Here is a 21,676-nt window from a genome sequence, read left to right on the forward strand (position 1 = left end):
TTCGACGGGTCCGGCGCTAGAATAGCCAGAATCATTGACGACAAAGGGACTAGGTTATCATGCGTACACTCAATCGCCTGTTACTGCTCGGCCTGTTGGCAACCACGCCGGTCGTCACCCTGGCGGCGGAAGACGCCCCCTCGGCCGATCCCGAGGTGACCATTCGCACGGAAGGCGACAAGACCATCCAGGAATACCGGCAGAACGGCTTCCTGTATGCGATCAAGATCACACCGAAAAACGGCAAGCCTTATTTCCTGGTACGCGCCGATGGCACCGATGCCAACTTCATTCGATCCGACCAGCCGGACATGCTGATTCCGTCCTGGAAGATCTTCGAGTGGTAATCTGACGCGCACCGTTCACATCAACCCGGCACTTCCCGGCGGAAGTGCCCGTATGGGCAATTTTTCATCATGTCAGTCTTCACCCCCGTGACCCGGCCTGAGCTGGAAACCTTTCTGGCACCGTACGCGCTGGGCCGCCTGCTCGACTTCCAGGGCATAGCCGCCGGCACCGAGAACAGCAATTTCTTCGTCAGCCTCGAACAGGGGGAGTTCGTGCTGACGTTGATCGAACGCGGGCCCAGCGAGGACATGCCGTTCTTCATCGAGCTGCTCGACACCCTGCACGCTGCCGACATGCCGGTGCCCTATGCCGTTCGTGACCGCGACGGCAACGGCCTGCGCGAGCTGTGCGGCAAGCCGGCGCTGCTGCAGCCAAGGCTGTCAGGCAAGCACATCAAGGCGCCCAACGCGCAGCACTGCGCCCAGGTGGGTGAGCTGCTGGCGCATATACACCTGGCTACCCGCGGCCGCATCATCGAGCGCCGCACCGACCGTGGCCTGGACTGGATGCTGGCTTCAGGCGCCGAGCTGCTGCCACGCCTGACTGCCGAGCAAGCCGCGCTGCTGCAACCGGCCCTGAACGAAATCAACGCGCACAAGGCGCAGATCCTGGCGCTGCCGCGGGCCAACCTGCATGCCGACCTGTTCCGCGACAACGTGATGTTCGAGGGCACCCACCTGACTGGCGTGATCGACTTCTACAACGCCTGCTCCGGGCCGATGCTGTATGACATCGCCATCACCGTGAACGATTGGTGCCTGGATGAGCAGGGCGCAATCGACATGCCGCGTGCCCAGGCGCTGCTGGCGGCCTATGCCGCACTGCGGCCGTTCACCGCTGCCGAGGCCGAGCTGTGGCCTGAGATGTTGCGGGTAGGCTGCGTGCGCTTCTGGCTGTCGCGGCTGATTGCGGCAGAATCGTTTGCCGGGATGGATGTGATGATCCATGACCCGAGCGAGTTCGAAGTGCGTTTGGCACAGCGCCAGCAGGTGGCTTTGCACCTGCCATTTGCCCTCTAGCCCTTTTCAGCCTCTTCGCGGGCACCTGTGGGAGCGGGCGTGCCCGCGAAGAGGCCGGAACAGGCTTACAACTGCTCCAGGCACCCAGCCAAGTCGGCACCCAGCTTCTCCAGCAAGCGCTCATAGCCCTTGCCATCCACAGGGTCAGTACCACCCAGCGCATCCAGCTCGGCCAGACGCACCGGCAGGCCGGCAGTCAGGGTCTCGGCCAGGCGCGGGCGCAGTGGCGGTTCGCTGAACACGCAGGTCTTGCCCACTTCCTGCAGGCGCTTGCGCATCGCCGCAACGTGCTGCGCTCCCGGCTGCACCTCCGAGGCCACGCTGAACACGCCAGTGTGCTTCAGGCCATATTCCGCCTCGAAGTAGTCGAACGCCTCGTGGAACACGAAGTACGGCTTGCCAGCGATACCCGCCACCCGCGCTTTGATTCGCTCATCCAGCGCATCCATACGGTCTGAAAAGACCTTCAGGTTGTGCTGGTAGCGCGCCGCGTTGGCGGGATCGGCCTGGGCCAGGTCCGCAGCCATTTTCCCCGCGATTACCCGCGCGTTGACCGACGATAGCCACAGGTGCGCATCCAGGCTACCTGGGCGGTGGTCATGGTCATGCTCATCGTGGTCCGCTTCCTCATGGGAATGGCTGTCTTCGCCAAAATGGCGCAGCTTCATGCCTGGCAGCGACTGCACGGCCACGGTTGCCTTGCTGCGACTGCCCAATACGCGTGGCAGGAAGCTCTCCATGTCCGGGCCGATCCAGTACAGCAGGTCGGCATCGCCCACCCGCCGTACGTCGGATGGGCGCAGGGCATAGTGGTGCGGCGAAGCACCTGGCGGCAGCAATACCTCAGGGCTGCCAACACCCTCCTGCACGGCAGCGGCAATCTGTTGCAGCGGCTTGATGCTGGTCAGCACACGGACATCGGCCTGGGCCGAACAGGCGATGAATGCGACAAAAAGGACTAGAAATCTGGACACGGTGAATACTCGAGTCGTGAGAAACGGGTAACATAATAACGTCTCCATACAGAATCGTCGCTGCCCATGTCCATCACGCCGCTGGCCAACCGTCCCCATGATCACTCCCATTGCGTGCATAGCGCACTGGCTGAAGCTGATGCCTTGTGCACCCGCCAGGGCCTGCGCCTGACCGCGCTGCGCCGCCGGGTGCTGGAGCTGGTATGGCAAAGCCACAAGCCGCTGGGTGCCTACGACATCCTTGCCGTGCTCAGCGAGCAGGACGGCCGCCGCGCTGCACCGCCCACGGTGTACCGCGCACTGGACTTCCTGCTGGAAAACGGCCTGGTGCACCGCATTGCCTCGCTCAACGCGTTCATCGGCTGCAGCCACCCCGAGCACGTGCATCAAGGCCAGTTCCTGATCTGCCGTGCATGCCACGTCGCCATCGAGTTGGAGCAACACAGCATCAGCGAGGCCATCATCGACAGCGCCAAGGGCGTGGGCTTCACGGTCGAGACCCAAACCGTGGAAGTGGTCGGCCTGTGCGGCAATTGCCGGAGCGCGGCATGAGCGATGCCCTGATCCGCCTGGAACAGGTGGGCGTCAGCTATGGCGGCGAGGCGGTGCTCGACAGCATCGACCTGTCGGTGGCGCCCCGCCAGATCGTCACCCTGATAGGCCCCAATGGCGCGGGCAAGACCACCTTGGTGCGCGCCGTGCTCGGGCTGCTCAAGCCGCACCGCGGCACGGTATGGCGCAAGCCCAGGCTGCGTATCGGCTACATGCCGCAAAAAATCCAGGTCGATGCCACCCTGCCGCTTTCCGTGCTGCGTTTCCTGCGCCTGGTGCCGGGGGTAGACCGGGCAGCAGCCGTATCGGCCCTTCAGGAAGTGGGCGCCGAACAGGTTATCGACAGCCCGATCCAGACCATCTCCGGTGGCGAGATGCAGCGTGTCCTGCTGGCGCGTGCCTTGTTGCGTGCGCCGCAGTTGCTGGTACTCGACGAGCCGGTGCAAGGGGTGGATGTGGTCGGCCAGACCGAGCTGTACAACCTCATCACCCGGCTGCGCGACCGCCATGGTTGCGGCGTGTTGATGGTGTCGCACGACCTGCACCTGGTCATGAGCGCCACCGACCAGGTGGTGTGCCTGAACCGCCATGTCTGCTGCTCGGGTCACCCGGAACAGGTCAGCAACGACCCAGCCTTTGTCGAACTGTTCGGGCAGAACGCACCTAGCCTGGCTGTTTATCACCACCATCACGACCACAGCCACGACCTGCATGGCTCGGTGGTCGCCCCCGGCCCCCACGTTCACGGAGAGCACTGCAAGCATGGCTGATTTTCTTCTTTACGCCTTGCTTGCAGGCCTGTCCCTGGCCGTTGTCGCGGGCCCGCTCGGCTCTTTCGTGGTATGGCGGCGCATGGCGTATTTCGGCGACACCCTGTCCCATGCCGCATTGCTGGGCGTGGCCATGGGTTTCGCCCTGGATGTAAGCCCGGCCCTGGCCGTCACCGTTGGCTGCCTGTTGCTGGCGGTGCTGCTGGTGACCTTGCAGCAACGCCAGCCGCTGGCCTCCGACACCCTGCTCGGCATCCTCGCCCCCAGCACCTTGTCACTGGGCCTGGTGGTGCTCAGCTTCATGCACGATGTGCGTATCGACCTGATGGCCTACCTGTTCGGCGACCTGCTGGCCATCAGCACCACCGACCTGGCCTGGATCCTCGGCGGCAGTGCGCTGGTGCTGCTGTTGCTGGGCGTGCTCTGGCGGCCGCTGTTGGCGGTTACCGTGCATGAGGAACTGGCCATGGTCGAAGGCCTCCCCGTAGCCGGCCTGCGCCTGGCGCTGATGCTGCTGATCGCAGTGGTGATCGCCGTGGCCATGAAGATCGTCGGCGTGCTGCTGATCACCTCGCTGTTGATCATCCCCGCTGCGGCGGCGCAGCGCCACGCCCGCTCGCCCGAGCAGATGGCGCTGGGTGCCAGCCTGCTGGGCATCACCGCGGTCTGCGGTGGCCTGGCCATGTCCTGGTTCAAGGACACCCCCGCCGGGCCGTCGATCGTGGTCTGTGCAGCGGTGCTATTCTTGCTGAGCCTGGCCCTGCCAAAGCGCTGATTACAAGGCGTGCTCAGGCACGCCTTGCAACCTTTTCCCGGGTAAAGGGTCTGTAAGACCTGTTTTCGAGCGTGCGCACCTGGGTGTAGACTTGCTCGCTTTTTGCGCAAATAGAGAATCGCAGGAATGAAGCCGTTCGCCTCCCGTTATCTGCTTGTTGCCGCGTTTTCACTGTTCCTGGCTGCCTGTTCCAGTGCGCCGGTGGAACAGGCCACCGCACCTGCCCAAGCCGATGCCTGGCAGCAGTTGCAACAAAACATCGCCAGCAACGAGCTGGCCACCGCCGAAGACCAGCTGGCTGCCCTGCAGGCCCAGGCGCCCGACGACGCACGCCTGGAGCAATACCAGCGCCAACTGGCCGAAGCCTACCTGCAGCGTAGCCAGATCGTGCTGCAAAAAGGCGACGTGAATGCCGCTGCAACGGCCTTGGCCCGTGCCCGGGCGCTGATGCCGCAAGCCCCTGCGGTGACCGGGGGCGACGCCGTGAGCCAGGCGCGCAAGGCCGAGCTGGCCAAAGCCGAAGCGGCGCTGAAGGCCGCCGAGGCCAAGCCCAAGGCGCTGATCATCGACCCGACCGCACCCAGCACCGTGGTGGCCCTGAAAACCACCGACAGCCGCGCCATGCGCCGCCAACTGGATGACATTGCGGCAGACGTGGTGAGCTACGACTGTGAAGTGGTGTTCCAGGTGCCGCGCACCCACGACGCGCCCTGGCTGAAAACCTTGCTGGAGAAGCGCGTGCGCAAGATCGACAGCGGGTTTGAGCTGAAGCAGAAGCATGAAATTCAGCGCTCGCTGCCGGCGCAGGTGGTTCTGGTGCCGCATCAGCGCTGAAAACGCTGGGGCGCTGGGGCTGCTTTGCAGCCCTTCGCGGGCACGCCCGCTCCCACAGGGGATCGCGCATTTCTTGAGTTCAGCGCCAAACGTGTGGGAGCGGGCGTGCCCGCGAAGGGCCGCAAAGCGGCCCCAAATTACTTAATGGGCTGGTATTAGGCCGGCACAGCCTCCGCAGCAGCCTCCCGCTCCCAAACCCGATGCCCTTCTACCGCCTTGACGAAGGCATCCATCACTTTCTGGTCATCCCCCACCAGCAGGCCCTTGTCCTCTTTAAGCCCCAGGCCGCTAACCAGGTCTTTGGTAAGCACCATAGCCTTGAGGTGCTTATAGCCTTCCAGCAGGAAGTGCTTGGCCAAGCCGCTGGCCGCCAGCGCATCGGTAGAGGCCTTGCCCGCCGGCACCACAACCCCGTCGAACATGACCGACGGCATACCTTCCATCGACGCATCCACCGGTAGCTGTTTGCCGTCGGCCGCCTTCACCGGCGCCGACGTCGGCCCCAGCAGCATGGGCCGTGCACTGTGGGCCTCCAGCGCTTTCACCAGCTTGTCGACACTGGCCGCGTCCACGCCATCGGCCACCAGCACTGCAATCTTGCGGCCTTTGATGCCTACCGAACCAGGGTGGTTCATTTGGCTCAACGCCTTGGATTGCGCCAGCTTGCTGCCTTTCACCTGGACCGTACCCTGCTTGGGTGCGGGCAGCCCCAGATTAGCCGCGACAGCCGCCGCCAGTTTCAGGTCGATATTGGCAAGAATCTCATTCACTTCCCGCTGGCGAATGCTTTCACGCTCCACCTTGCCCAGCTCGAAGCTGTAGGCCTTGATGATGTGCTGTTGCTCGGTAGGGCTCATGCTCTGGAAGAACAGCCGCGCCTGCGAGAAGTGGTCGCCAAACGAATCGCTGCGCTGGCGGATCTTGTGCGCATCGATGCGCTCTTGGTAGCTCTCGAAGCCGCCATCCTGCGCAGCAGGTGGGGTTTCCTTCGGCCAGCCGCCATCGATGGAGTTGGGCTCATACGAAGCACGGCCCTTGTCGATGGTCATGCGGTGCATGGCGTCGCGCTGGCCACTGTGATTGGGCGCCACCGGCCGGTTGATCGGGATTTCATGGAAATTCGGCCCACCCAGGCGGCTGATCTGCGTATCGGTGTACGAGAACAGCCGGCCCTGCAGCAGCGGATCGTTGGTGAAGTCGATACCGGGCACGATATGGCCCGGGCAGAACGCCACCTGCTCGGTTTCGGCGAAGAAGTTGTCCGGGTTGCGGTTGAGCACCATCTTGCCCAGCAGCGTCACGGGCACCAACTCTTCAGGGATGAGCTTGGTAGGGTCGAGCAGGTCGAAGTCGAACTTGTGCTCGTCTGCCTCGGGCACGATCTGCACGCCCAACTCCCACTCTGGGTAGTCACCGGTCTCGATAGCTTCCCACAGGTCGCGGCGGTGGTAGTCGGTGTCTTTGCCGGCCAGTTTCTGCGCTTCGTCCCACAGCACCGAATGCACGCCCTGGCGCGGTTTCCAGTGGAACTTGACGAAGCTGGCCACGCCTTCGGCGTTGATCAGGCGGAAGGTGTGTACACCAAAGCCTTCCATCATGCGCAGGCTACGGGGGATGGCGCGGTCGGACATCGCCCAGATCACCATGTGCGCCGATTCGGGCACCAGCGAAACGAAATCCCAGAACGTGTCATGGGCCGAGCCACCGGTCGGCATTTCGTTGTGCGGCTCAGGCTTCACGGCATGCACGAAATCCGGGAACTTGATCGCGTCCTGGATGAAGAAAACCGGCATGTTGTTGCCAACCAAGTCGAAATTGCCTTCATCGGTGTAGAACTTCACGGCAAAGCCGCGCACATCACGCACCGTGTCACCCGAGCCGCGTGGCCCCTGCACAGTGGAAAAGCGCACGAACACCGGGGTGATCTTTTCCGGGTCCTGCAGGAAACCCGCCTTGGTCAGTTCGGCATGGCAGCCATAGCTCTGAAAATACCCGTGCGCCCCGGTACCGCGGGCGTGCACGATACGCTCCGGGATACGCTCATGGTCGAAATGGGTGATCTTCTCGCGCATGATGAAGTCTTCAAGCAGCGAAGGCCCGCGGGCACCCGCCTTCAGGCTGTTCTGGTTGTCGGCGATCTTCACCCCTTGGTTGGTGCGCAACGCCTGGCCGGTAGCATCGCTACGGAACGGCTCCAGGCTCTGCAGCTTGGCATTGGTGTTGGCCCGGTCGGGGGTCTGGGTGCCGGCGGCCTCACTGTGCTTGGGCGCGTCCGTTTTCTTGCTGGGCATGGGTCGGCTCTCCTCGTCAGTCTTCAGGCATGCCCGTTCGGGCTTGTTCTGGTAGTGACTGGAGGGGAGCGGCGAGCGTTCAATCAGGTTTACCGATTGTCGCCATATACCCGAAGGATTGGTGCCTGACGAAATAAATGCTAAGAACAGCCAGGGGAAAAGGCTAAAATGCGCCACCCCAGCTAACCGCTGACCCAAATTCCATGCGCCCCACAAGGTTCGCTACGTGATCGAGTTCCAACAGGTACACAAGACCTACCGCGTTGCCGGTAGGGAAATCCCCGCATTGAATCCGACCAGCCTGACCATCGAAGATGGCCAGGTGTTCGGCCTTATCGGCCACTCCGGCGCCGGCAAGAGCACCATGCTGCGTTTGATCAACCGCCTTGAAGAGCCTTCCGGCGGCAAGATCATCGTCGATGGCGAAGACGTTACCGCGTTCAACGCCAGCCAGCTGCGCGGCTTCCGCCAGCAGGTCGGGATGATTTTCCAGCACTTCAACCTGCTGGCTTCCAAAACCGTCGCCGACAACGTGGCACTGCCACTGACCCTGGCCGGCGAGCTGTCGCGCAGCGAAATCGACAAGCGCGTCACCGAACTGCTGGCCCGCGTCGGGCTCTCGGACCACGCCAAAAAGTACCCGGCGCAGTTGTCGGGTGGCCAGAAGCAGCGCGTCGGTATCGCCCGCGCCCTGTCTACCAACCCCAAGATCCTGCTGTGCGACGAGGCCACCAGCGCCCTCGACCCGCAAACCACGGCTTCGGTCCTGCAATTGCTCGCCGAAATCAACCGTGAGCTGAAGCTGACCATCGTGCTGATCACCCACGAAATGGACGTGATCCGCCGGGTCTGCGACCGCGTGGCGGTGATGGATGCAGGGCAGATCGTCGAGCAGGGCTCGGTGGCCGAGGTATTCCTGCACCCGCAGCACGCCACCACCAAGCGCTTCGTCCAGGAAGACGAGCAGGTCGACGAAGGCGAGCAACGCGACGATTTCGCCCACGTCCCGGGCCGCATCGTGCGCCTGACCTTCCAGGGCGATGCCACCTACGCACCGCTGCTGGGCACCGTGGCCCGTGAAACCGGTGTGGACTACAGCATCCTTGCCGGGCGTATCGACCGCATCAAGGATATCCCCTATGGCCAGCTCACCCTCGCCCTGATCGGCGGTGACATGGAAGCGGCGTTCGCCCACTTCAAGGCAGCTGACGTACATATGGAGGTACTGCGTTGATGGACGCCCTGAATTTCTTTGCCAACGTCGACTGGGCCGAAATCTGGCTGGCCACCGTCGATACCATGATCATGCTGTTCGGCTCGCTGTTCTTCACCGTGCTGCTCGGCTTGCCCTTGGGCGTGCTGCTGTTCCTCTGCGGCCCGAAGCAGATGTTCGAACAGAAGGGCGTGTATGCGCTGCTGTCGCTGGTGGTGAACATTCTGCGCTCGCTGCCGTTCATCATCCTGCTGATCGTGATGATCCCGATCACGGTGCTGATCACCGGCACCTCGCTGGGTGTCGCCGGCGCCATTCCACCGTTGGTGGTGGGTGCCACGCCGTTCTTCGCGCGGCTGGTGGAAACTGCCCTGCGGGAAGTGGACCGCGGCATCATCGAGGCGACCCAGTCGATGGGCGCCACCACCCGCCAGATCATCACCAGCGCGCTGCTGCCTGAGGCCCGTCCGGGTATCTTCGCGGCCATCACCGTCACCGCCATCACCCTGGTTTCGTACACCGCCATGGCCGGTGTAGTCGGTGCCGGTGGCCTCGGCGACCTGGCGATCCGCTTCGGTTACCAGCGTTTCCAGACCGACGTGATGGTGGTCACCGTGGTACTGCTGCTGGTGCTGGTGCAAGTGCTGCAAAGCGTGGGCGACAAACTGGTCGTACATTTTTCCCGTAAGTAACCCCAATGGGGTCGGCCTGGCCGACCCGTTCGGGGGCCGTCGCGGCCCTCACAAGGAGTGATCAATGAAGAAGCTGCTTGCTGTTGTCGCCGCTGTCGCGGCCTTCTCGGCCAATGCTGCCGAAACCCTGACCGTCGCCGCTACCCCGGTGCCACACGCCGAAATCCTCAACTTCGTCAAACCGGCGCTGGCCAAAGAGGGCGTGGAACTGAAGGTCAAGGAGTTCACCGACTACATTCAGCCGAACGTGCAGGTGGCGGAAAAGCGCCTGGACGCCAACTTCTTCCAGCACCAGCCGTACCTGGATGAATTCAACAAGGCCAAGGGCACCGACCTGGTGAGCGTGGTAGGCGTGCACATCGAGCCGCTGGGCGTGTACTCGACCAAGATCAAGAAGCTGGACGAACTGCCTTCCGGGGCTACCGTGGTCATCCCGAATGATGCCACCAACGGCGGCCGCGCCCTGTTGCTGCTGGACAAGGCCGGCGTGATCAAGCTCAAGGACAACAAGAACATCCTGTCGACCGTGAAGGACGTTGCCGAGAACCCGAAGAACATCAAGTTCCGTGAACTGGAAGCCGCCACCATCCCGCGTGTGCTGACCCAGGTGGACGCGGCGCTGATCAACACCAACTACGCGCTGGAAGCCAAGCTGAACCCCGAGAAAGATGCCCTGGCCATCGAAGGCAGCGATTCGCCCTATGTGAACATCCTGGTTGCCCGCCCGGACAACAAGGACTCGGACGCGATGAAAAAGCTGGCAACGGCGCTGCACTCGCCTGAGGTGAAGCAGTTCATTACCGAGAAGTACAAAGGCGCTGTGGTTCCGGCTTTTTAAGCCTCGCAATCGCGCTGGCTTCTTCGCGGGCACGCCCGCTCCCACAGGGACATCGCTAGCCTCAGGCCTTGTGATATCCCTGTGGGAGCGGGCGTGCCCGCGAAGCTTTCAATGCCCCATCAATCCCGTTTGACCAACCCAGGCAACTGCGCCACCAGCTTCTGGTTGTTGAACGGCGCCCGAATGAACCCACGCTGACGCCCGTCCGGCCCGACCACCGCCAGGTTGCCGCTGTGGTCCACGGTGTAGCCCGGCTTGCTGGTATCTGCCGGAATGAATGGAATGCTCAGGGCATTGGCCAGCTTCTGGGTATCTTCGATCGACCCCGCCACCCCAATGAAGTCCTTGTCGAAATAAGCCAGGTACTGCTTCAGCTGGTTCGGCGTGTCGCGGTTCGGGTCGACGCTCACCAACACCACCTGCAACCGGTCGACAGCATCTTTGGGCAGCTCGCTCTTCACCTGGCGCAATTGGGCCAGGGTGGTCGGGCAGATGTCCGGGCAGTAGGTGTAGCCGAAGAACAGCAGCGACCACTTGCCTTTCAGTTCATCCAGGTGCACCGGCTGGCCATCCTGGTTGGTCATGGTCACATCTGCCACGGCGCGGCTTTGCGGCAACAGGATGATACCGGCATCGATCAGCTCGGCAGGGTTGGGCTGGTCGCGACCCTTGAGCACTTTGTTGACGGTGAGGCCCATGATCAGCGCGACCAGGGCAACGAGGACAAAGACGGTTTTCTGGGTTCGGGTCATAGGTTCAGCAACAGGTAGTGGTCGAGAAGCAACGCGATGAACAGCGCGAACAGGTACACGATAGAGTACTTGAAGGTGCCGATCGCTGCGTGCGGCCGGCTGCCACGGTACAACACCCAGGCCCATCGCAGGAAGCGCAGGCCCAGGGCCAGGGCACAGGCCAGGTACAGCGGGCCGCTCATGTGGATGGCGTAGGGCAACAGGCTCACCGCCAGCAATATCAGGGTGTACAGCAGGATGTGCAGCTTGGTGTAGCGCTCACCGTGGGTCACCGGCAGCATCGGAATGTCGGCCTTGGCGTATTCCTCCTTGCGGTGGATGGCCAGGGCCCAGAAGTGCGGTGGGGTCCAGGCGAAGATGATCAGCACCAGCAGCAACGGCTCGGCACTGACCTGGCCGCTGACTGCGACCCAGCCCAGAAGGGGTGGGGCAGCGCCGGCCAGGCCGCCAATCACGATATTCTGCGGCGTGGCACGCTTGAGAAAACCGGTGTAGAGCACTGCATAGCCAAGCAGCGAGGCCAGGGTCAGCCAGGCAGTGAGGGCATTGGTGAAAATCAGCAACAGGGCCATGCCCAGCAGCGCCAGCGCCAGGGCAAACAGCAACGCCGGCAAGGGCTCGACACGGCCTTGGGCCAGCGGCCGCTTGCGGGTACGCGCCATCAGCGCATCGATGCGCCGGTCGACCACATGGTTGACCACTGCCGCGCCACCCGCGCACAGGCCGATACCCAGGTTGCCGAACACCAACACACTCCAGCCCACCCCCGCACGGGTGGCAAGGAACATGCCCGCCAACGAGGTGATCAACATCAGCACGACCACCTTGGGCTTGGTCAACTCCAGGTAATCGCGCCAGCTGGCCCGCTGGGTGCTCAGAAGCGTCGCCACGACTCGTTCCTCATGTGATGGGAAATGCCAACGCCGGTCACTGGCCGCAAGCGCCAGCCTTGGCCGACACCCACGCGTACCTTGTCGACCACCCGAATGCGGTAGTTCACCAGCACCATGCACAGCAACAGCAAAGCCCCACCGGCGTTGTGCGCCACCGCTATGGCCAGCGGCAGGTGCAGCAGCACATTGCTGATGCCCAGGCCCACCTGCACGGCCAGCGCCAGCAACACCAGGCGCGCCAGGCCGCCAAGGCCACAGCGCTGCAGTTTCCAGCTGAGCATCAGCAGCACGCAGGTGACCACCAACGCACCCAGCCGGTGGCTGACATGGATGGCCGTGCGCGCATCACTGTCCAGCTGCCCCCCCAGGTAGTTGGGGCCAACGTGCTGGGTCAGGTGGAAACCATTGCTGAAGTCCGCCGCCGGCCACCACTGGCCATGGCAGGTGGGCAGGTCGATACAGGCAACCGCTGCGTAGTTGGCACTGACCCAGCCACCCAAGGCGATCTGCCCGATCACCACCAGCAAGGCCAGCGCAGCGACCCGCCGCAGGCTGAGCGGCAATTTGGGCAACGGCGCAAAGGCCCGCGAAAGCCGCAGGGTTAACAGGAACAGCAGGCTCAGCGTGGTAAAGCCGCCCAGCAAGTGGGCCGTGACGACCTGCGGCCAAAGCTTCAGGGTGACCGTCCACATGCCGAACGCCGCCTGGGCCAGCACCACACCCAGCAACAGCACAGGCAGGCGATAGGGTTGCCCGTCGCTGTGGTGCCGGCGCACTGCCTGCAAGGCGAGCAAGGCGATGACCACGGCAAGGCTGCCCGCGAAGTAACGATGAACCATTTCGGCCCAACCCTTGGCCGCCTCTACCGGGTGTTCGGGAAAGTGCAGTTCGGCATGGGCCAGCTGCGCTTCGCTTTTGGGCACGCTGATGAAACCGTAGCAACCGGGCCAGTCGGGGCAACCGAGGCCGGCGTGGGTCAGGCGGGTATAGGCACCGAGCAGGACGACCAGCAGTGCCAGCAGGGTGGCGCACACAGCAAGGCGGAATCCGGGTCTGGCCATGGCAGGCTCCTAGCCGATATTGGACAGCTTGAGCAGATGGCGCAGGTCATCCAGCACATGCTTGCCGTTGACCTTGGCGCCGTAGCGCAGCACCAGGTTGCCGTGCGGATCGACGATCCACAGCTGCGGGGCAACCTCGCCGACCTGCTTGAGGTAGCGCGGCGCATCCAGCGAGTAGCGTTGCAATTGCGGGTATTCGCGCCCGAGCAGGGCCTGGTAGTCGGCGCTCAGCGGCTGGGCGGCGGCCAGCGCATGGCTGGCCCGGCTGGCATCACGGCCCAGGCCGACCTGGATCTGCCGAGCCAGGTACACCAGCCGCTGGCATTCCTCGGCACAGGCCTGCGGCGCGCTGACCAGCAACTGCCAGCGCCCGTCCTCGCCGGCCACGCCCAGGTCGGCACGGCTCTCACCGTTGCCGATCATGGCGCCGTGGTAACTGCGGCCCTCCGGCACCCAGAAGTTGAGTTTGTACATGCTGGTGGCCAGGACCATCGGGCCCAGCACCACCAGAAGAATCAGCAACAGCTGCAAACGCCCGCGGGCTTTGGGTTTGCTACGTTCAGGCACGTCCAGTGGAGTGGCGGTGGCCATGGCTTTTCTCCTTGTTTTGGCGCCAGCCGAAATAGAGGTAGAGCAGCACCAGGGCGATCGCCAGGGCAAACCACTGCACGGCGTAACCCATGTGTTTTTCCGGCCCCATGGCCACGATGGGCCAGCCCAGGCGGTAGCTTGCCGGGCCAGGTTCCAGGCGCAGTTCGTGGGCGAACCCCTCACGCCCGAGCTGCGCCCACAGTTGCGCCGCGTCGATGGCGGTCAACAGGTGCGGCCACTGGCCGCCGACGGGGTCCGGGTGCAGCTGGAACGTGTTGCCGGGTACCACATACACCGAGGCGTCGAGGGCCAAGGCCTGGGCGGGGGTATCGAAGTGCACCGGTATGCGGCGGTCCGGCCAGGGAAGCCAGCCGCGATTGACCAGCAGCCACAGGCCGCTGGCCTGGTCGTGGAAGGGTTGCAGCAATTCGACACCGGCCTGACCGTCGCGCATGCGGTTGTCCAGCAGCACGCTGTGCTCGGCGTCGAAGCGGCCATACAGGTGCACGCGGCGCAAGGCGTTGTCTTCGTTGCCATTCAGCTGGCTGGTCGCCAGCGGCGCTTCGATACGTCGCTCGGCGTAGCTGGCCAGCAATGCGCGCTTTTCCTCGGCCCGGCCGAGTTGCCAGCAGCCAAGCGCGATCAGCCCCGGTAGCAGTGCAAGTACCACCAAGGTGGGTACCCAGCCTGGGCGAAACGGCCTCACGGGCGCCTCGCTATACTTATCCACATCACCGCATCCCCCGGGAGTAGCGCCATGCTCAAGGCCGCGATTGTCCTGATGCTGTTGGCCACGATCGCCAGTCTGTTCAGTGGCCTGGTGTTTCTGGTCAAAGATGATGAAAACTCGACCCGCCTGCTGAAAGCGCTGACGGTGCGGGTGACCCTGGCGGCGCTGACCATAGGGCTGGTCGCCTGGGGCTTCATCAGTGGTCAGCTCGTATCTCACGCCCCTTTCTGACGTTTTCACCTCGCCCTGTGGGAGCGGGCATGCCCGCGAATGCGATGTTGAATGCACCGGCGCATTCGCGGGCGCGCCCGCTCCCACAGGGTTCGCTAGTCACAGCACATACACAAAGATGAAAAGCCCCACCCACACCACATCCACGAAGTGCCAGTACCAGCTGGCCGCTTCGAAGCCGAAGTGTTTCTGCGGGTTGAAGTGGCCACGCAGAATACGCACGAACATCACAATGAGGATGATCGTGCCCAAGGTCACGTGCGCGCCGTGGAAACCCGTGAGCATGAAGAACGTAGCGCCATAGATGCCCGAGCCCAGCGTCAGCCCCAGCTTGGTATAGGCCTCGTGGTACTCGAAGGCCTGCAGCGCGATGAAGCTGATGCCCAACACGATGGTCAGCGCCATCCAGCCTTTCAGCGCCCCGCGGTGGTCGCGGCGCAACGCATGGTGGGCCAGGGTGATGGTCACGCTGGAGCTGACCAGCAACAGGGTATTGATCAGCGGCAGGTGCCACGGGTCGATCACTTCCTTGGGCGGCGGGAACAGCTTCGGGTCCGGCGTGTGCAACAGCGGCCAGGTGAACTCGAAGCCGGGCCAGAGCATATGGGCAACACCTTTGGCCCCTTCGCCACCCAGCCACGGCCCCGCCAGCACGCGCACGTAGAACAGCGCGCCGAAGAAGGCCAGGAAAAACATCACTTCCGAGAAGATGAACCAGCTCATGCCCCAGCGGAAAGAGCGGTCCAGCTGCGCGCTGTATAGCCCTGCACGGCTTTCCTTGACCACCGCCCCGAACCAGCCAAATAACATGTAGGCCAGAAACAGAGCACCCACGAAGAAAATCAACGGCCCGTGCGACTCCGGGTGCCCCGACTTCATGTCGTTGAACCAGGTACCCAGACCGAACACGCTGATGAACATGCCGAGGGTAGCGATGATCGGCCACTTGCTCTGCGCCGGAACATAGTAATGCTCATGACTTGCCATTGCTGTTCTCCTTCCCTTAACGGGCGCCCTGGACGGCCTGGGCCGCAACTTGAGCGACCGGCGGGTGGCGAGCGGTGATGTCGAACAAGGTGTAGGCCAGCGTCAGGTGCTTCACGCTGGCCGGCAGGTCGCGGTCGACGATGAAGCGCACCGGCATTTCGATGCGTTGGCCGGGTTGCAGCACCTGCTGCGTAAAGCAGAAGCACTCGGTCTTGTGGAAGTACGCCGCGGCTTCGGCGGGGGTAATGCTGGGTATCGCCTGGGCACTCATCGGCCGGTCGGTCGGGTTATGGGCAATGAAGATCATCTGGTTGACCGCACCGGGGTGGACCTCCAGCTGATCGGCGCTGGAGTAGAAGTCCCAGACCATGTCGCTGGCGTTGGTCGACATGAACTGCACCCGGACCGACCGCGAGGGGTCACTGACCTGGCTGCCCTCGTACTGCCCGCCGGTCTTGCCATTGATGCCGAAGGCCTTGCACATCACGTCGTAGATCGGCACCAGGGCAAAGCCGAAGGCGAACATCACCACCGTCAGCATCAGCAGGCGCGTTACCAGGCGCTTCAACGAAAGGCCTGTCATGGCGGCGCTCCTACTTCACTTCCGGCGGTGTCTGGAAGGTGTGGTAGGGCGCAGGCGAGGGGATGGACCACTCCAGGCCTTCAGCGCCGTCCCAGGGTTTGGCCGGCGCGGGGGCGCCGCCACGGATGCACTTGATGACGATGAACAGGAAGAAGATCTGCGTGGCACCGAACATGAACGCGCCGATCGAAGACACCATGTTGAAATCGGCGAACTGCAGGTTGTAATCAGGTATGCGCCGCGGCATACCGGCCAGCCCCACGAAATGCATGGGGAAGAAGGCCAGGTTCATGCCGACGAACGACAGCCAGAAATGCAGCCTGCCAAGGGTCTCGTCATACATGTGGCCGGTCCATTTCGGCAGCCAGTAGTAGGCCGAGGCGAAGATGCCAAAGATCGCCCCCGGCACCAGCACATAGTGGAAGTGCGCCACCACGAAGTAGGTGTCGTGGTACTGGAAGTCGGCCGGTGCAATCGCCAGCATCAGCCCACTGAAGCCGCCGATGGTAAACAGGATGACGAAGGCGATGGCGAACAGCATCGGGGTTTCGAAGGTCAACGAGCCTTCCCACATGGTGCTGACCCAGTTGAACACTTTCACGCCGGTGGGCACCGCAATCAGCATGGTGGCGTACATGAAGAACAGCTCGCCGACCACCGGAATACCGACCACGAACATGTGGTGCGCCCAAACGATGAACGACAGGAAGGCGATGGCCCCGGTGGCGTACACCATCGAGGTGTAGCCAAACAGGGGCTTGCGCGAAAATGCCGGGATGATCGAGCTGACCGCGCCAAAGGCGGGCAGGATCATGATGTACACCTCGGGGTGGCCGAAGAACCAGAACACATGCTGGAACAGCACCGGGTCACCACCGCCAGCCGCACTGAAGAAACTGGTGCCGAAGTGGATGTCCATCAACATCATGGTCACCACCCCTGCCAGCACCGGCATCACTGCAATCAGCAGGAACGCAGTGATCAACCAGGTCCAGACGAACAGTGGCATTTTCATCAAGGTCATGCCGGGGGCACGCAGGTTCAGGATGGTCGCGATCACGTTGATCGCCCCCATGATCGAGCTGACACCCATCAGGTGAATGGCGAAAATGAAGAAGGTGACGCTGGCCGGTGCATAGGTCGTCGACAGCGGGGCGTAGAAGGTCCAGCCGAAATTCGGCCCGCCACCGGGGCTGAACAAGGTTGAAACCAGCAGCAGGAACGCCGCCGGCAACAACCAGAAGCTGAAGTTGTTCATGCGCGGCAGGGCCATGTCCGGCGCGCCGATCATCAGCGGGATCATCCAGTTGGCCAAGCCGACGAAGGCCGGCATCACGGCGCCGAAGACCATGATCAACCCGTGCATGGTGGTCATCTGGTTGAAAAACGCCGGTTCTACGATCTGCAGCCCCGGCTGGAACAGCTCGGCGCGGATCACCATGGCGAACGAGCCACCCAACAGGAACATGAGGAAGGCGAACCACAGGTACAGGGTGCCGATATCCTTGTGGTTGGTGGTCAGCACCCAGCGCATCAGGCCCTTGGCCGGGCCGTGCGCATGGTCATGGCCGTGGGCGTGGTCGTCGATCACTGCACTCATGTCCTGTCTCCTGCAATCCACTGATTGCCGCGAGTAACCCGGTTCACTTGGCTTCTGCCTGCTTCAGCGCCAGCACGTCCTTCGGCGTGACCATGTCGCCCTTGTTGTTGCCCCAGGCGTTGCGTTCGTAGGTCACCACGGCAGCGATATCCACCTCCGACAGTTGCTTGCCGAAGGCGGCCATGGCGGTACCGGGTTTGCCGTGAAAAACGATGCTCAAGTGACCTTCCTTCGGCCCGGTAGCGATCTTCGAGCCTTTCAGCGCCGGGAACATCGGCGGCAGGCCCTGGCCTTCGGCCTGGTGACAGGCCACGCAGGTGGTGTGGTAGACCTTGTCGCCGCGCGCCACCAACTCGTCCAGGGTCCATTCCTTGCTGGTCAGCTCCTTGAGCTTGGCCGCCTCTGCCTTGCGCTCGCCAAGCCAGGTGTCGTAGTCGGCCTGGGACTTGACCTCGACTACAACGGGCATGAAACCGTGGTCCTTGCCGCACAACTCGGTACACTGGCCGCGGTAGATGCCTGGCTTCTCGATGCGCGTCCAGGCTTCGTTGACGAAGCCGGGAATGGCGTCGCGCTTGACCGCGAAGGCGGGCACCCACCATGAGTGAATTACATCGGCCGCCGTCACCAGGAAGCGCACCTTGGCACCCACCGGCAACACCAGCGGTTGGTCGACTTCCAGCAGGTAGTGCTCGTCTTTGGGCGCCTGGTTGTGAATCTGCTCGGCGGGGGTGGCCAGGTTGCTGAAGAACTCCACGTCCTGGCCCAGGTATTTGTAATGCCACTTCCACTGGTAGCCGGTGACCTGGATGTCGATATCCGACTCGCTGGCGTCATAGATGTCGATCAGGGTCTTGGTGGCCGGTATGGCCATGGCCACAAGGATCAGGAACGGGACCACGGTCCAGAGGATTTCCACCCAGGTATGCTCGTGGAAATGCGCGGCCTGCTGGCCGGTGGAGCGGCGGTGGATGACCATGGACCAGAACATCGCGCCGAACACCACGATGCCGATGACCACGCAGATCCAGAAGATGGTCATGTGCAGATCGAAGACGGCGTTGGAGACTTCCGTCGCCCCCGGGTGCATGTTCACGGTCCAGGCAGCGTTGGCCTGACCCAGAACCGACCACAACAGCAGGCCCATCCAGACAGGTGGATGTCGCATCATTGCGGGTTCCCCTTCTCGTTCTTGTTTTCCCGGAGGCGTGGCCTGCGGCAAGAGGGAACGGCGGTCAAGACTGCCTGGCTTCAACGACCGAGCCCCTGCTAAAAGCAGTCGGGCCTCATCAACGAATCACGTTCACCGGGAGTATAGACAGCGACCAATGCCGCGCAACGAAGGCAATGAAATGAACTTCACGAAACAGCTATATCCCCTGAAAACCGCAGGCTTGAGGGGGTATGGCCAAATAGTGGCCATGCTATATTCCAGGTAACGCAGAATGTGAAATCATCTATAACAAATTCGTCTTAGGTATGCCGTATACCGAGCTAATTTAGTGTCTTCCGTTTGAAACGTAATGTCCCTGGAGTTGTCATGAACATCGCTGCTGTACGCGAGCAGGTAAGCCAAGCCCATCAACATGAAGGCCAGACTGGCCAATTGAAACAGCGTCTCGAGCTGCAACTGCCCCACCTGCACCCCTCGATCCAACTGCCTGAGCAGGACGCACAGGGTACTTTGGCGCGCTTCGTCAGCGCCTACATCGAACAGGTTCCGGAACTGCTGGAGGCGGCCCATGAAGTCGCCCTTGAGGCCGGCATCGAGTCGCAGATCAAGCCTGTATTGAAAATTGCCGAGGCTTACTTCCTGCAGCCACCCGAGGTCATGAACGGGCATGTGGGGCTGGACTGCCTGCTAGATGAGGCGTACCTGGCGCACCGCCTGGTGGAGGAGGTGAATGACTTGTACATCCGTCACTTCCAGCAGCCGCTGATCCCGGTCGACACCACCGTCGCCAACCTGATTGCCCACCAGTTGATCGGCGAAGAATTTGCCAACCAGCTGGATGAAGTGGTGCACCACTCGGTGGATGAGATGCTCAATGACGCAAGCTTTGCGGCTGAGTCGGTGGAAGCCTACCGCGAGACGCTGACTAGCCCGGCAACCGGTGCGGCGTGGAAGCGCTGGCCGTGCCTGTCGCGTCAGCTGGGTGTCGAGCTGGGTCAGCCGACCTGATACTCCTGTGCCGGCCTCTTCGCGGGTTCACCCGCGAAAAGGCCAGTTCAGGCACTACAGAACTTCAACTTCAGGCCCCCACACCCGCCGTAGTCCGTAACCGCCCCTCGATTCGCCGCTTCAACCGCCGCTGTTCGATCAGCAACCGCGAGCCATTGGCAGCATTGCTGCGCCCCCAGTCCTCCAGCAATTCAAGGCACGAGTGGTCGATATAGCTCAGGTTACCCAGTGGCACATGCAACGTGGTGCCCACCGGCACGCCATCGAGCACCTGGGTCAATGCCGGTACCTTGAGGAAGGTCGCGGCGCCACTGAGCCGCAATTCCATGTGCCCAGGCTTTGCCAGATCGACCAGGTTGATCTTCAACCGTGCCGCCCTGAATGCCAGCTTCAGCAAGGTCAGGGCAAAGCCGAGCAACACGCCGGTCAGCAGGTCGGTAAAGATGATCGCCAGCGCCGTCGCCGCATAGGTGAACATCGGCATGCGGCCATAACGGCCCAACCCACGGAACGCCTTGAAGTCGACCAGCTTGATCCCCGTGAACACCAGCACACCTGCCAGGCTGGCTACCGGTATCTGCTGCAGCACACTGCTCAACGCCACCACGAAAGCCAGCAGCCACAAGCCATGGAAAATGGCCGAAGCGCGTGTTTGCGCACCTGCCTGCACGTTGGCCGAGCTACGTACGATCACCCCGGTCATCGGCAGTGCACCCAGCACCCCGCAGAGCATGTTGCCAATGCCCTGTGCGGACAGCTCACGGTCGAAGTCCGAACGCTGGCCACTGTGCATGCGGTCGACCGCAGCCGCTGACAGCAAAGTTTCGGCACTGGCAATGAATGCCAGGGCAAAGGCGGCGACGAGCAGGGCAGGGTCGGCCAATTGCATCAAGTCACCGGGGCGGAGCCAGTCGATGGCTTCGGACAAGTCAGCCGGTACTTCCACGCGGTTCACGGGCAAGGCCAACCACATGCTGATGATGGTCATGCTCGCCACACCCAGCAGGGCGCCTGGCACAAAGCGCAGGCGCTGCGGCCGCAAACGTTCCCAGCCCCACATGATGGCGATGGTGCCCAGGCCCAGCGCACCGGCTATCCAGCCAGCGCCGGCGCTTTCGTGCGGCATGGCCGCAGCGAGGGTCGCCGGGAACTGCACAAGGTTCTGCATACCCGATGGCTGCGGTGCGGTGTCGAACATCACATGCACCTGCGACAGCACGATCAACACGCCAATGCCTGCCAGCATGCCGTAGACCACCGCCGGCGCGGTGACGCGGAACCAGCAGCCCAGGCGCAGGCGCCCGGCCAGCAATTGCAGCAAACCGGCCAATAACAGGATCGGCCCGAGCATGGCCATGCCGTGCTGGCGTACCAGCTCGAAGACCAGCACCGCAAGGCCCGCCGCCGGACCACTGACTTGCAACGGCGAACCGGCAAGGAAGCCGACCACGACCCCGCCGATAATGCCGGTAATCAGGCCCTTGGCCGGCGGCATGCCCGAGGCGATGGCAATGCCCATGCACAAGGGCAGGGCCACCAGAAAGACCACCACCGAAGCCAGCAACTCACGCGGCAGGGCCGCTTTCAGCTGTGTAATGTTCACCATGTTTCTCCTTTCTCTAGTCGCACGGCCATTCCCCTGGCCATGGGCACGTTGGGTCCCCGACAAGCGCGCAGGCGCGGGCCGCCAGCGGGCTCGCCGGCAGGGCAGTCAGGGTATTCAGGGCAGCCGAAGGCCGCGCCACACCCCTACAGGGTGC

Annotated in this window: 23 protein-coding genes; 11 read left to right on the plus strand and 12 right to left on the minus strand. The window is 62.9% G+C overall.

The genetic code is table 11. The features are described from left to right. Positions 1-59: 59 nt before the first annotated feature. A complete protein-coding gene (locus APH30_RS01075; protein WP_009683589.1) occupies positions 60-347 on the plus strand; it encodes a DUF2782 domain-containing protein in 288 nt (95 codons plus the stop codon). Between the two features lie 69 nt (positions 348-416). Continuing rightward, entirely contained in the window at positions 417-1,367 is a 951-nt protein-coding gene (locus tag APH30_RS01080; RefSeq protein ID WP_009683590.1) for a homoserine kinase, read from the plus strand. Between the two features lie 65 nt (positions 1,368-1,432). Here APH30_RS01080 and APH30_RS01085 read toward each other — a convergent pair whose 3' ends face one another. Continuing rightward, on the minus strand, positions 1,433-2,389 hold the full coding sequence (locus tag APH30_RS01085) for a zinc ABC transporter substrate-binding protein (RefSeq protein WP_082414592.1): 957 nt from the start codon (positions 2,387-2,389) through the stop codon (positions 1,433-1,435). 18 nt (positions 2,390-2,407) lie between these two features. Here APH30_RS01085 and zur point away from each other — a divergent pair, with 18 nt between their 5' ends. From zur to APH30_RS01105, 4 genes are all read left to right on the plus strand, one after another. Beyond that, positions 2,408-2,893 (plus strand): zinc uptake transcriptional repressor Zur, encoded by a 486-nt coding sequence (gene zur / locus APH30_RS01090; RefSeq protein ID WP_054911449.1) that lies wholly within the window; start codon positions 2,408-2,410, stop codon positions 2,891-2,893. Beyond that, positions 2,890-3,663, plus strand: coding sequence for a zinc ABC transporter ATP-binding protein ZnuC (znuC, locus tag APH30_RS01095; RefSeq protein WP_009683593.1), 774 nt, complete (start codon positions 2,890-2,892; stop codon positions 3,661-3,663). The genes zur and znuC overlap by 4 nt, the downstream gene beginning before the upstream one ends. Beyond that, a complete protein-coding gene (gene znuB / locus APH30_RS01100; protein ID WP_009683594.1) occupies positions 3,656-4,438 on the plus strand; it encodes a zinc ABC transporter permease subunit ZnuB in 783 nt (260 codons plus the stop codon). The genes znuC and znuB overlap by 8 nt, the downstream gene beginning before the upstream one ends. Positions 4,439-4,564: 126 nt before the next feature. Then, on the plus strand, positions 4,565-5,272 hold the full coding sequence (locus APH30_RS01105; protein ID WP_054904498.1) for a PA5502 family lipoprotein: 708 nt from the start codon (positions 4,565-4,567) through the stop codon (positions 5,270-5,272). Positions 5,273-5,427: 155 nt separating this feature from the next. On the opposite strand, the gene katE is transcribed toward APH30_RS01105, so the two are convergent. Further along, on the minus strand, positions 5,428-7,740 hold the full coding sequence (gene katE, locus APH30_RS01110) for a catalase HPII (protein ID WP_255326923.1): 2,313 nt from the start codon (positions 7,738-7,740) through the stop codon (positions 5,428-5,430). A gap of 49 nt (positions 7,741-7,789) precedes the next feature. Between katE and APH30_RS01115 the strand changes: the two genes are divergently transcribed. The 3 genes from APH30_RS01115 to APH30_RS01125 all read left to right on the plus strand — a co-directional run bounded on the left by APH30_RS01115 (position 7,790) and on the right by APH30_RS01125 (position 10,306). After that, complete coding sequence (locus APH30_RS01115) at positions 7,790-8,797, plus strand: methionine ABC transporter ATP-binding protein (protein ID WP_054911451.1); 1,008 nt, start codon at positions 7,790-7,792, stop codon at positions 8,795-8,797. Further along, positions 8,797-9,468, plus strand: a complete 672-nt coding sequence (locus APH30_RS01120; protein ID WP_009683598.1) for a methionine ABC transporter permease — start codon at positions 8,797-8,799, stop codon at positions 9,466-9,468. Before APH30_RS01115 ends, APH30_RS01120 begins: the two co-directional genes overlap by 1 nt. A gap of 64 nt (positions 9,469-9,532) precedes the next feature. Beyond that, positions 9,533-10,306, plus strand: coding sequence for a MetQ/NlpA family ABC transporter substrate-binding protein (locus tag APH30_RS01125; RefSeq protein ID WP_009683599.1), 774 nt, complete (start codon positions 9,533-9,535; stop codon positions 10,304-10,306). A gap of 119 nt (positions 10,307-10,425) precedes the next feature. Here APH30_RS01125 and APH30_RS01130 read toward each other — a convergent pair whose 3' ends face one another. The 5 genes from APH30_RS01130 to APH30_RS01150 are packed head-to-tail and all read right to left on the minus strand — an operon-like array spanning position 10,426 to position 14,309. Then, the gene (locus APH30_RS01130) at positions 10,426-11,058 is read right to left on the minus strand and encodes an SCO family protein (RefSeq protein ID WP_054911452.1); all 633 of its coding nucleotides are present in this window, start codon (positions 11,056-11,058) and stop codon (positions 10,426-10,428) included. Further along, a complete protein-coding gene (gene cyoE / locus APH30_RS01135) occupies positions 11,055-11,948 on the minus strand; it encodes a heme o synthase (RefSeq protein WP_009683601.1) in 894 nt (297 codons plus the stop codon). The genes APH30_RS01130 and cyoE overlap by 4 nt, the downstream gene beginning before the upstream one ends. Beyond that, positions 11,933-13,012: a heme A synthase gene (locus tag APH30_RS01140; RefSeq protein WP_009683602.1), complete on the minus strand. Its 1,080-nt coding sequence runs from the start codon at positions 13,010-13,012 to the stop codon at positions 11,933-11,935. Before APH30_RS01140 ends, cyoE begins: the two co-directional genes overlap by 16 nt. Before the next feature lie 9 nt (positions 13,013-13,021). Then, on the minus strand, positions 13,022-13,603 hold the full coding sequence (locus APH30_RS01145) for a hypothetical protein (protein ID WP_054911453.1): 582 nt from the start codon (positions 13,601-13,603) through the stop codon (positions 13,022-13,024). Next, positions 13,572-14,309, minus strand: a complete 738-nt coding sequence (locus APH30_RS01150) for an SURF1 family protein (RefSeq protein ID WP_054911454.1) — start codon at positions 14,307-14,309, stop codon at positions 13,572-13,574. The genes APH30_RS01145 and APH30_RS01150 overlap by 32 nt, the downstream gene beginning before the upstream one ends. A gap of 51 nt (positions 14,310-14,360) precedes the next feature. On the opposite strand from APH30_RS01150, the gene APH30_RS01155 reads away from it, so the two are divergent. Beyond that, positions 14,361-14,564: a twin transmembrane helix small protein gene (locus tag APH30_RS01155; protein WP_003258925.1), complete on the plus strand. Its 204-nt coding sequence runs from the start codon at positions 14,361-14,363 to the stop codon at positions 14,562-14,564. A 99-nt stretch (positions 14,565-14,663) separates the two neighbouring features. On the opposite strand, the gene APH30_RS01160 is transcribed toward APH30_RS01155, so the two are convergent. Genes APH30_RS01160 through coxB form a run of 4 tightly spaced genes read right to left on the minus strand, consistent with a single transcriptional unit; the run spans position 14,664 to position 18,905 of the window. Next, positions 14,664-15,551 (minus strand): cytochrome c oxidase subunit 3, encoded by an 888-nt coding sequence (locus APH30_RS01160; protein WP_054911455.1) that lies wholly within the window; start codon positions 15,549-15,551, stop codon positions 14,664-14,666. Between the two features lie 16 nt (positions 15,552-15,567). Next, complete coding sequence (locus APH30_RS01165; protein WP_029886291.1) at positions 15,568-16,134, minus strand: cytochrome c oxidase assembly protein; 567 nt, start codon at positions 16,132-16,134, stop codon at positions 15,568-15,570. 10 nt (positions 16,135-16,144) lie between these two features. Further along, positions 16,145-17,734 carry a cytochrome c oxidase subunit I gene (gene ctaD, locus APH30_RS01170; RefSeq protein ID WP_054911456.1) on the minus strand — a complete coding sequence of 530 codons (1,590 nt, stop codon included), beginning with the start codon at positions 17,732-17,734 and terminating at the stop codon, positions 16,145-16,147. A 43-nt stretch (positions 17,735-17,777) separates the two neighbouring features. Further along, the gene (gene coxB / locus APH30_RS01175) at positions 17,778-18,905 is read right to left on the minus strand and encodes a cytochrome c oxidase subunit II (protein ID WP_054911457.1); all 1,128 of its coding nucleotides are present in this window, start codon (positions 18,903-18,905) and stop codon (positions 17,778-17,780) included. 369 nt (positions 18,906-19,274) lie between these two features. Here coxB and APH30_RS01180 point away from each other — a divergent pair, with 369 nt between their 5' ends. Beyond that, positions 19,275-19,916: a hypothetical protein gene (locus tag APH30_RS01180; protein ID WP_054911458.1), complete on the plus strand. Its 642-nt coding sequence runs from the start codon at positions 19,275-19,277 to the stop codon at positions 19,914-19,916. Positions 19,917-19,986: 70 nt separating this feature from the next. Here APH30_RS01180 and APH30_RS01185 read toward each other — a convergent pair whose 3' ends face one another. After that, positions 19,987-21,522 (minus strand): SulP family inorganic anion transporter, encoded by a 1,536-nt coding sequence (locus APH30_RS01185; RefSeq protein WP_220460455.1) that lies wholly within the window; start codon positions 21,520-21,522, stop codon positions 19,987-19,989. Positions 21,523-21,676 lie beyond the last annotated feature (154 nt).

The sequence above is a fragment of the Pseudomonas sp. NBRC 111127 genome (assembly GCF_001320345.1).
In the GTDB taxonomy this organism is placed as follows: domain Bacteria; phylum Pseudomonadota; class Gammaproteobacteria; order Pseudomonadales; family Pseudomonadaceae; genus Aquipseudomonas; species Aquipseudomonas juntendi.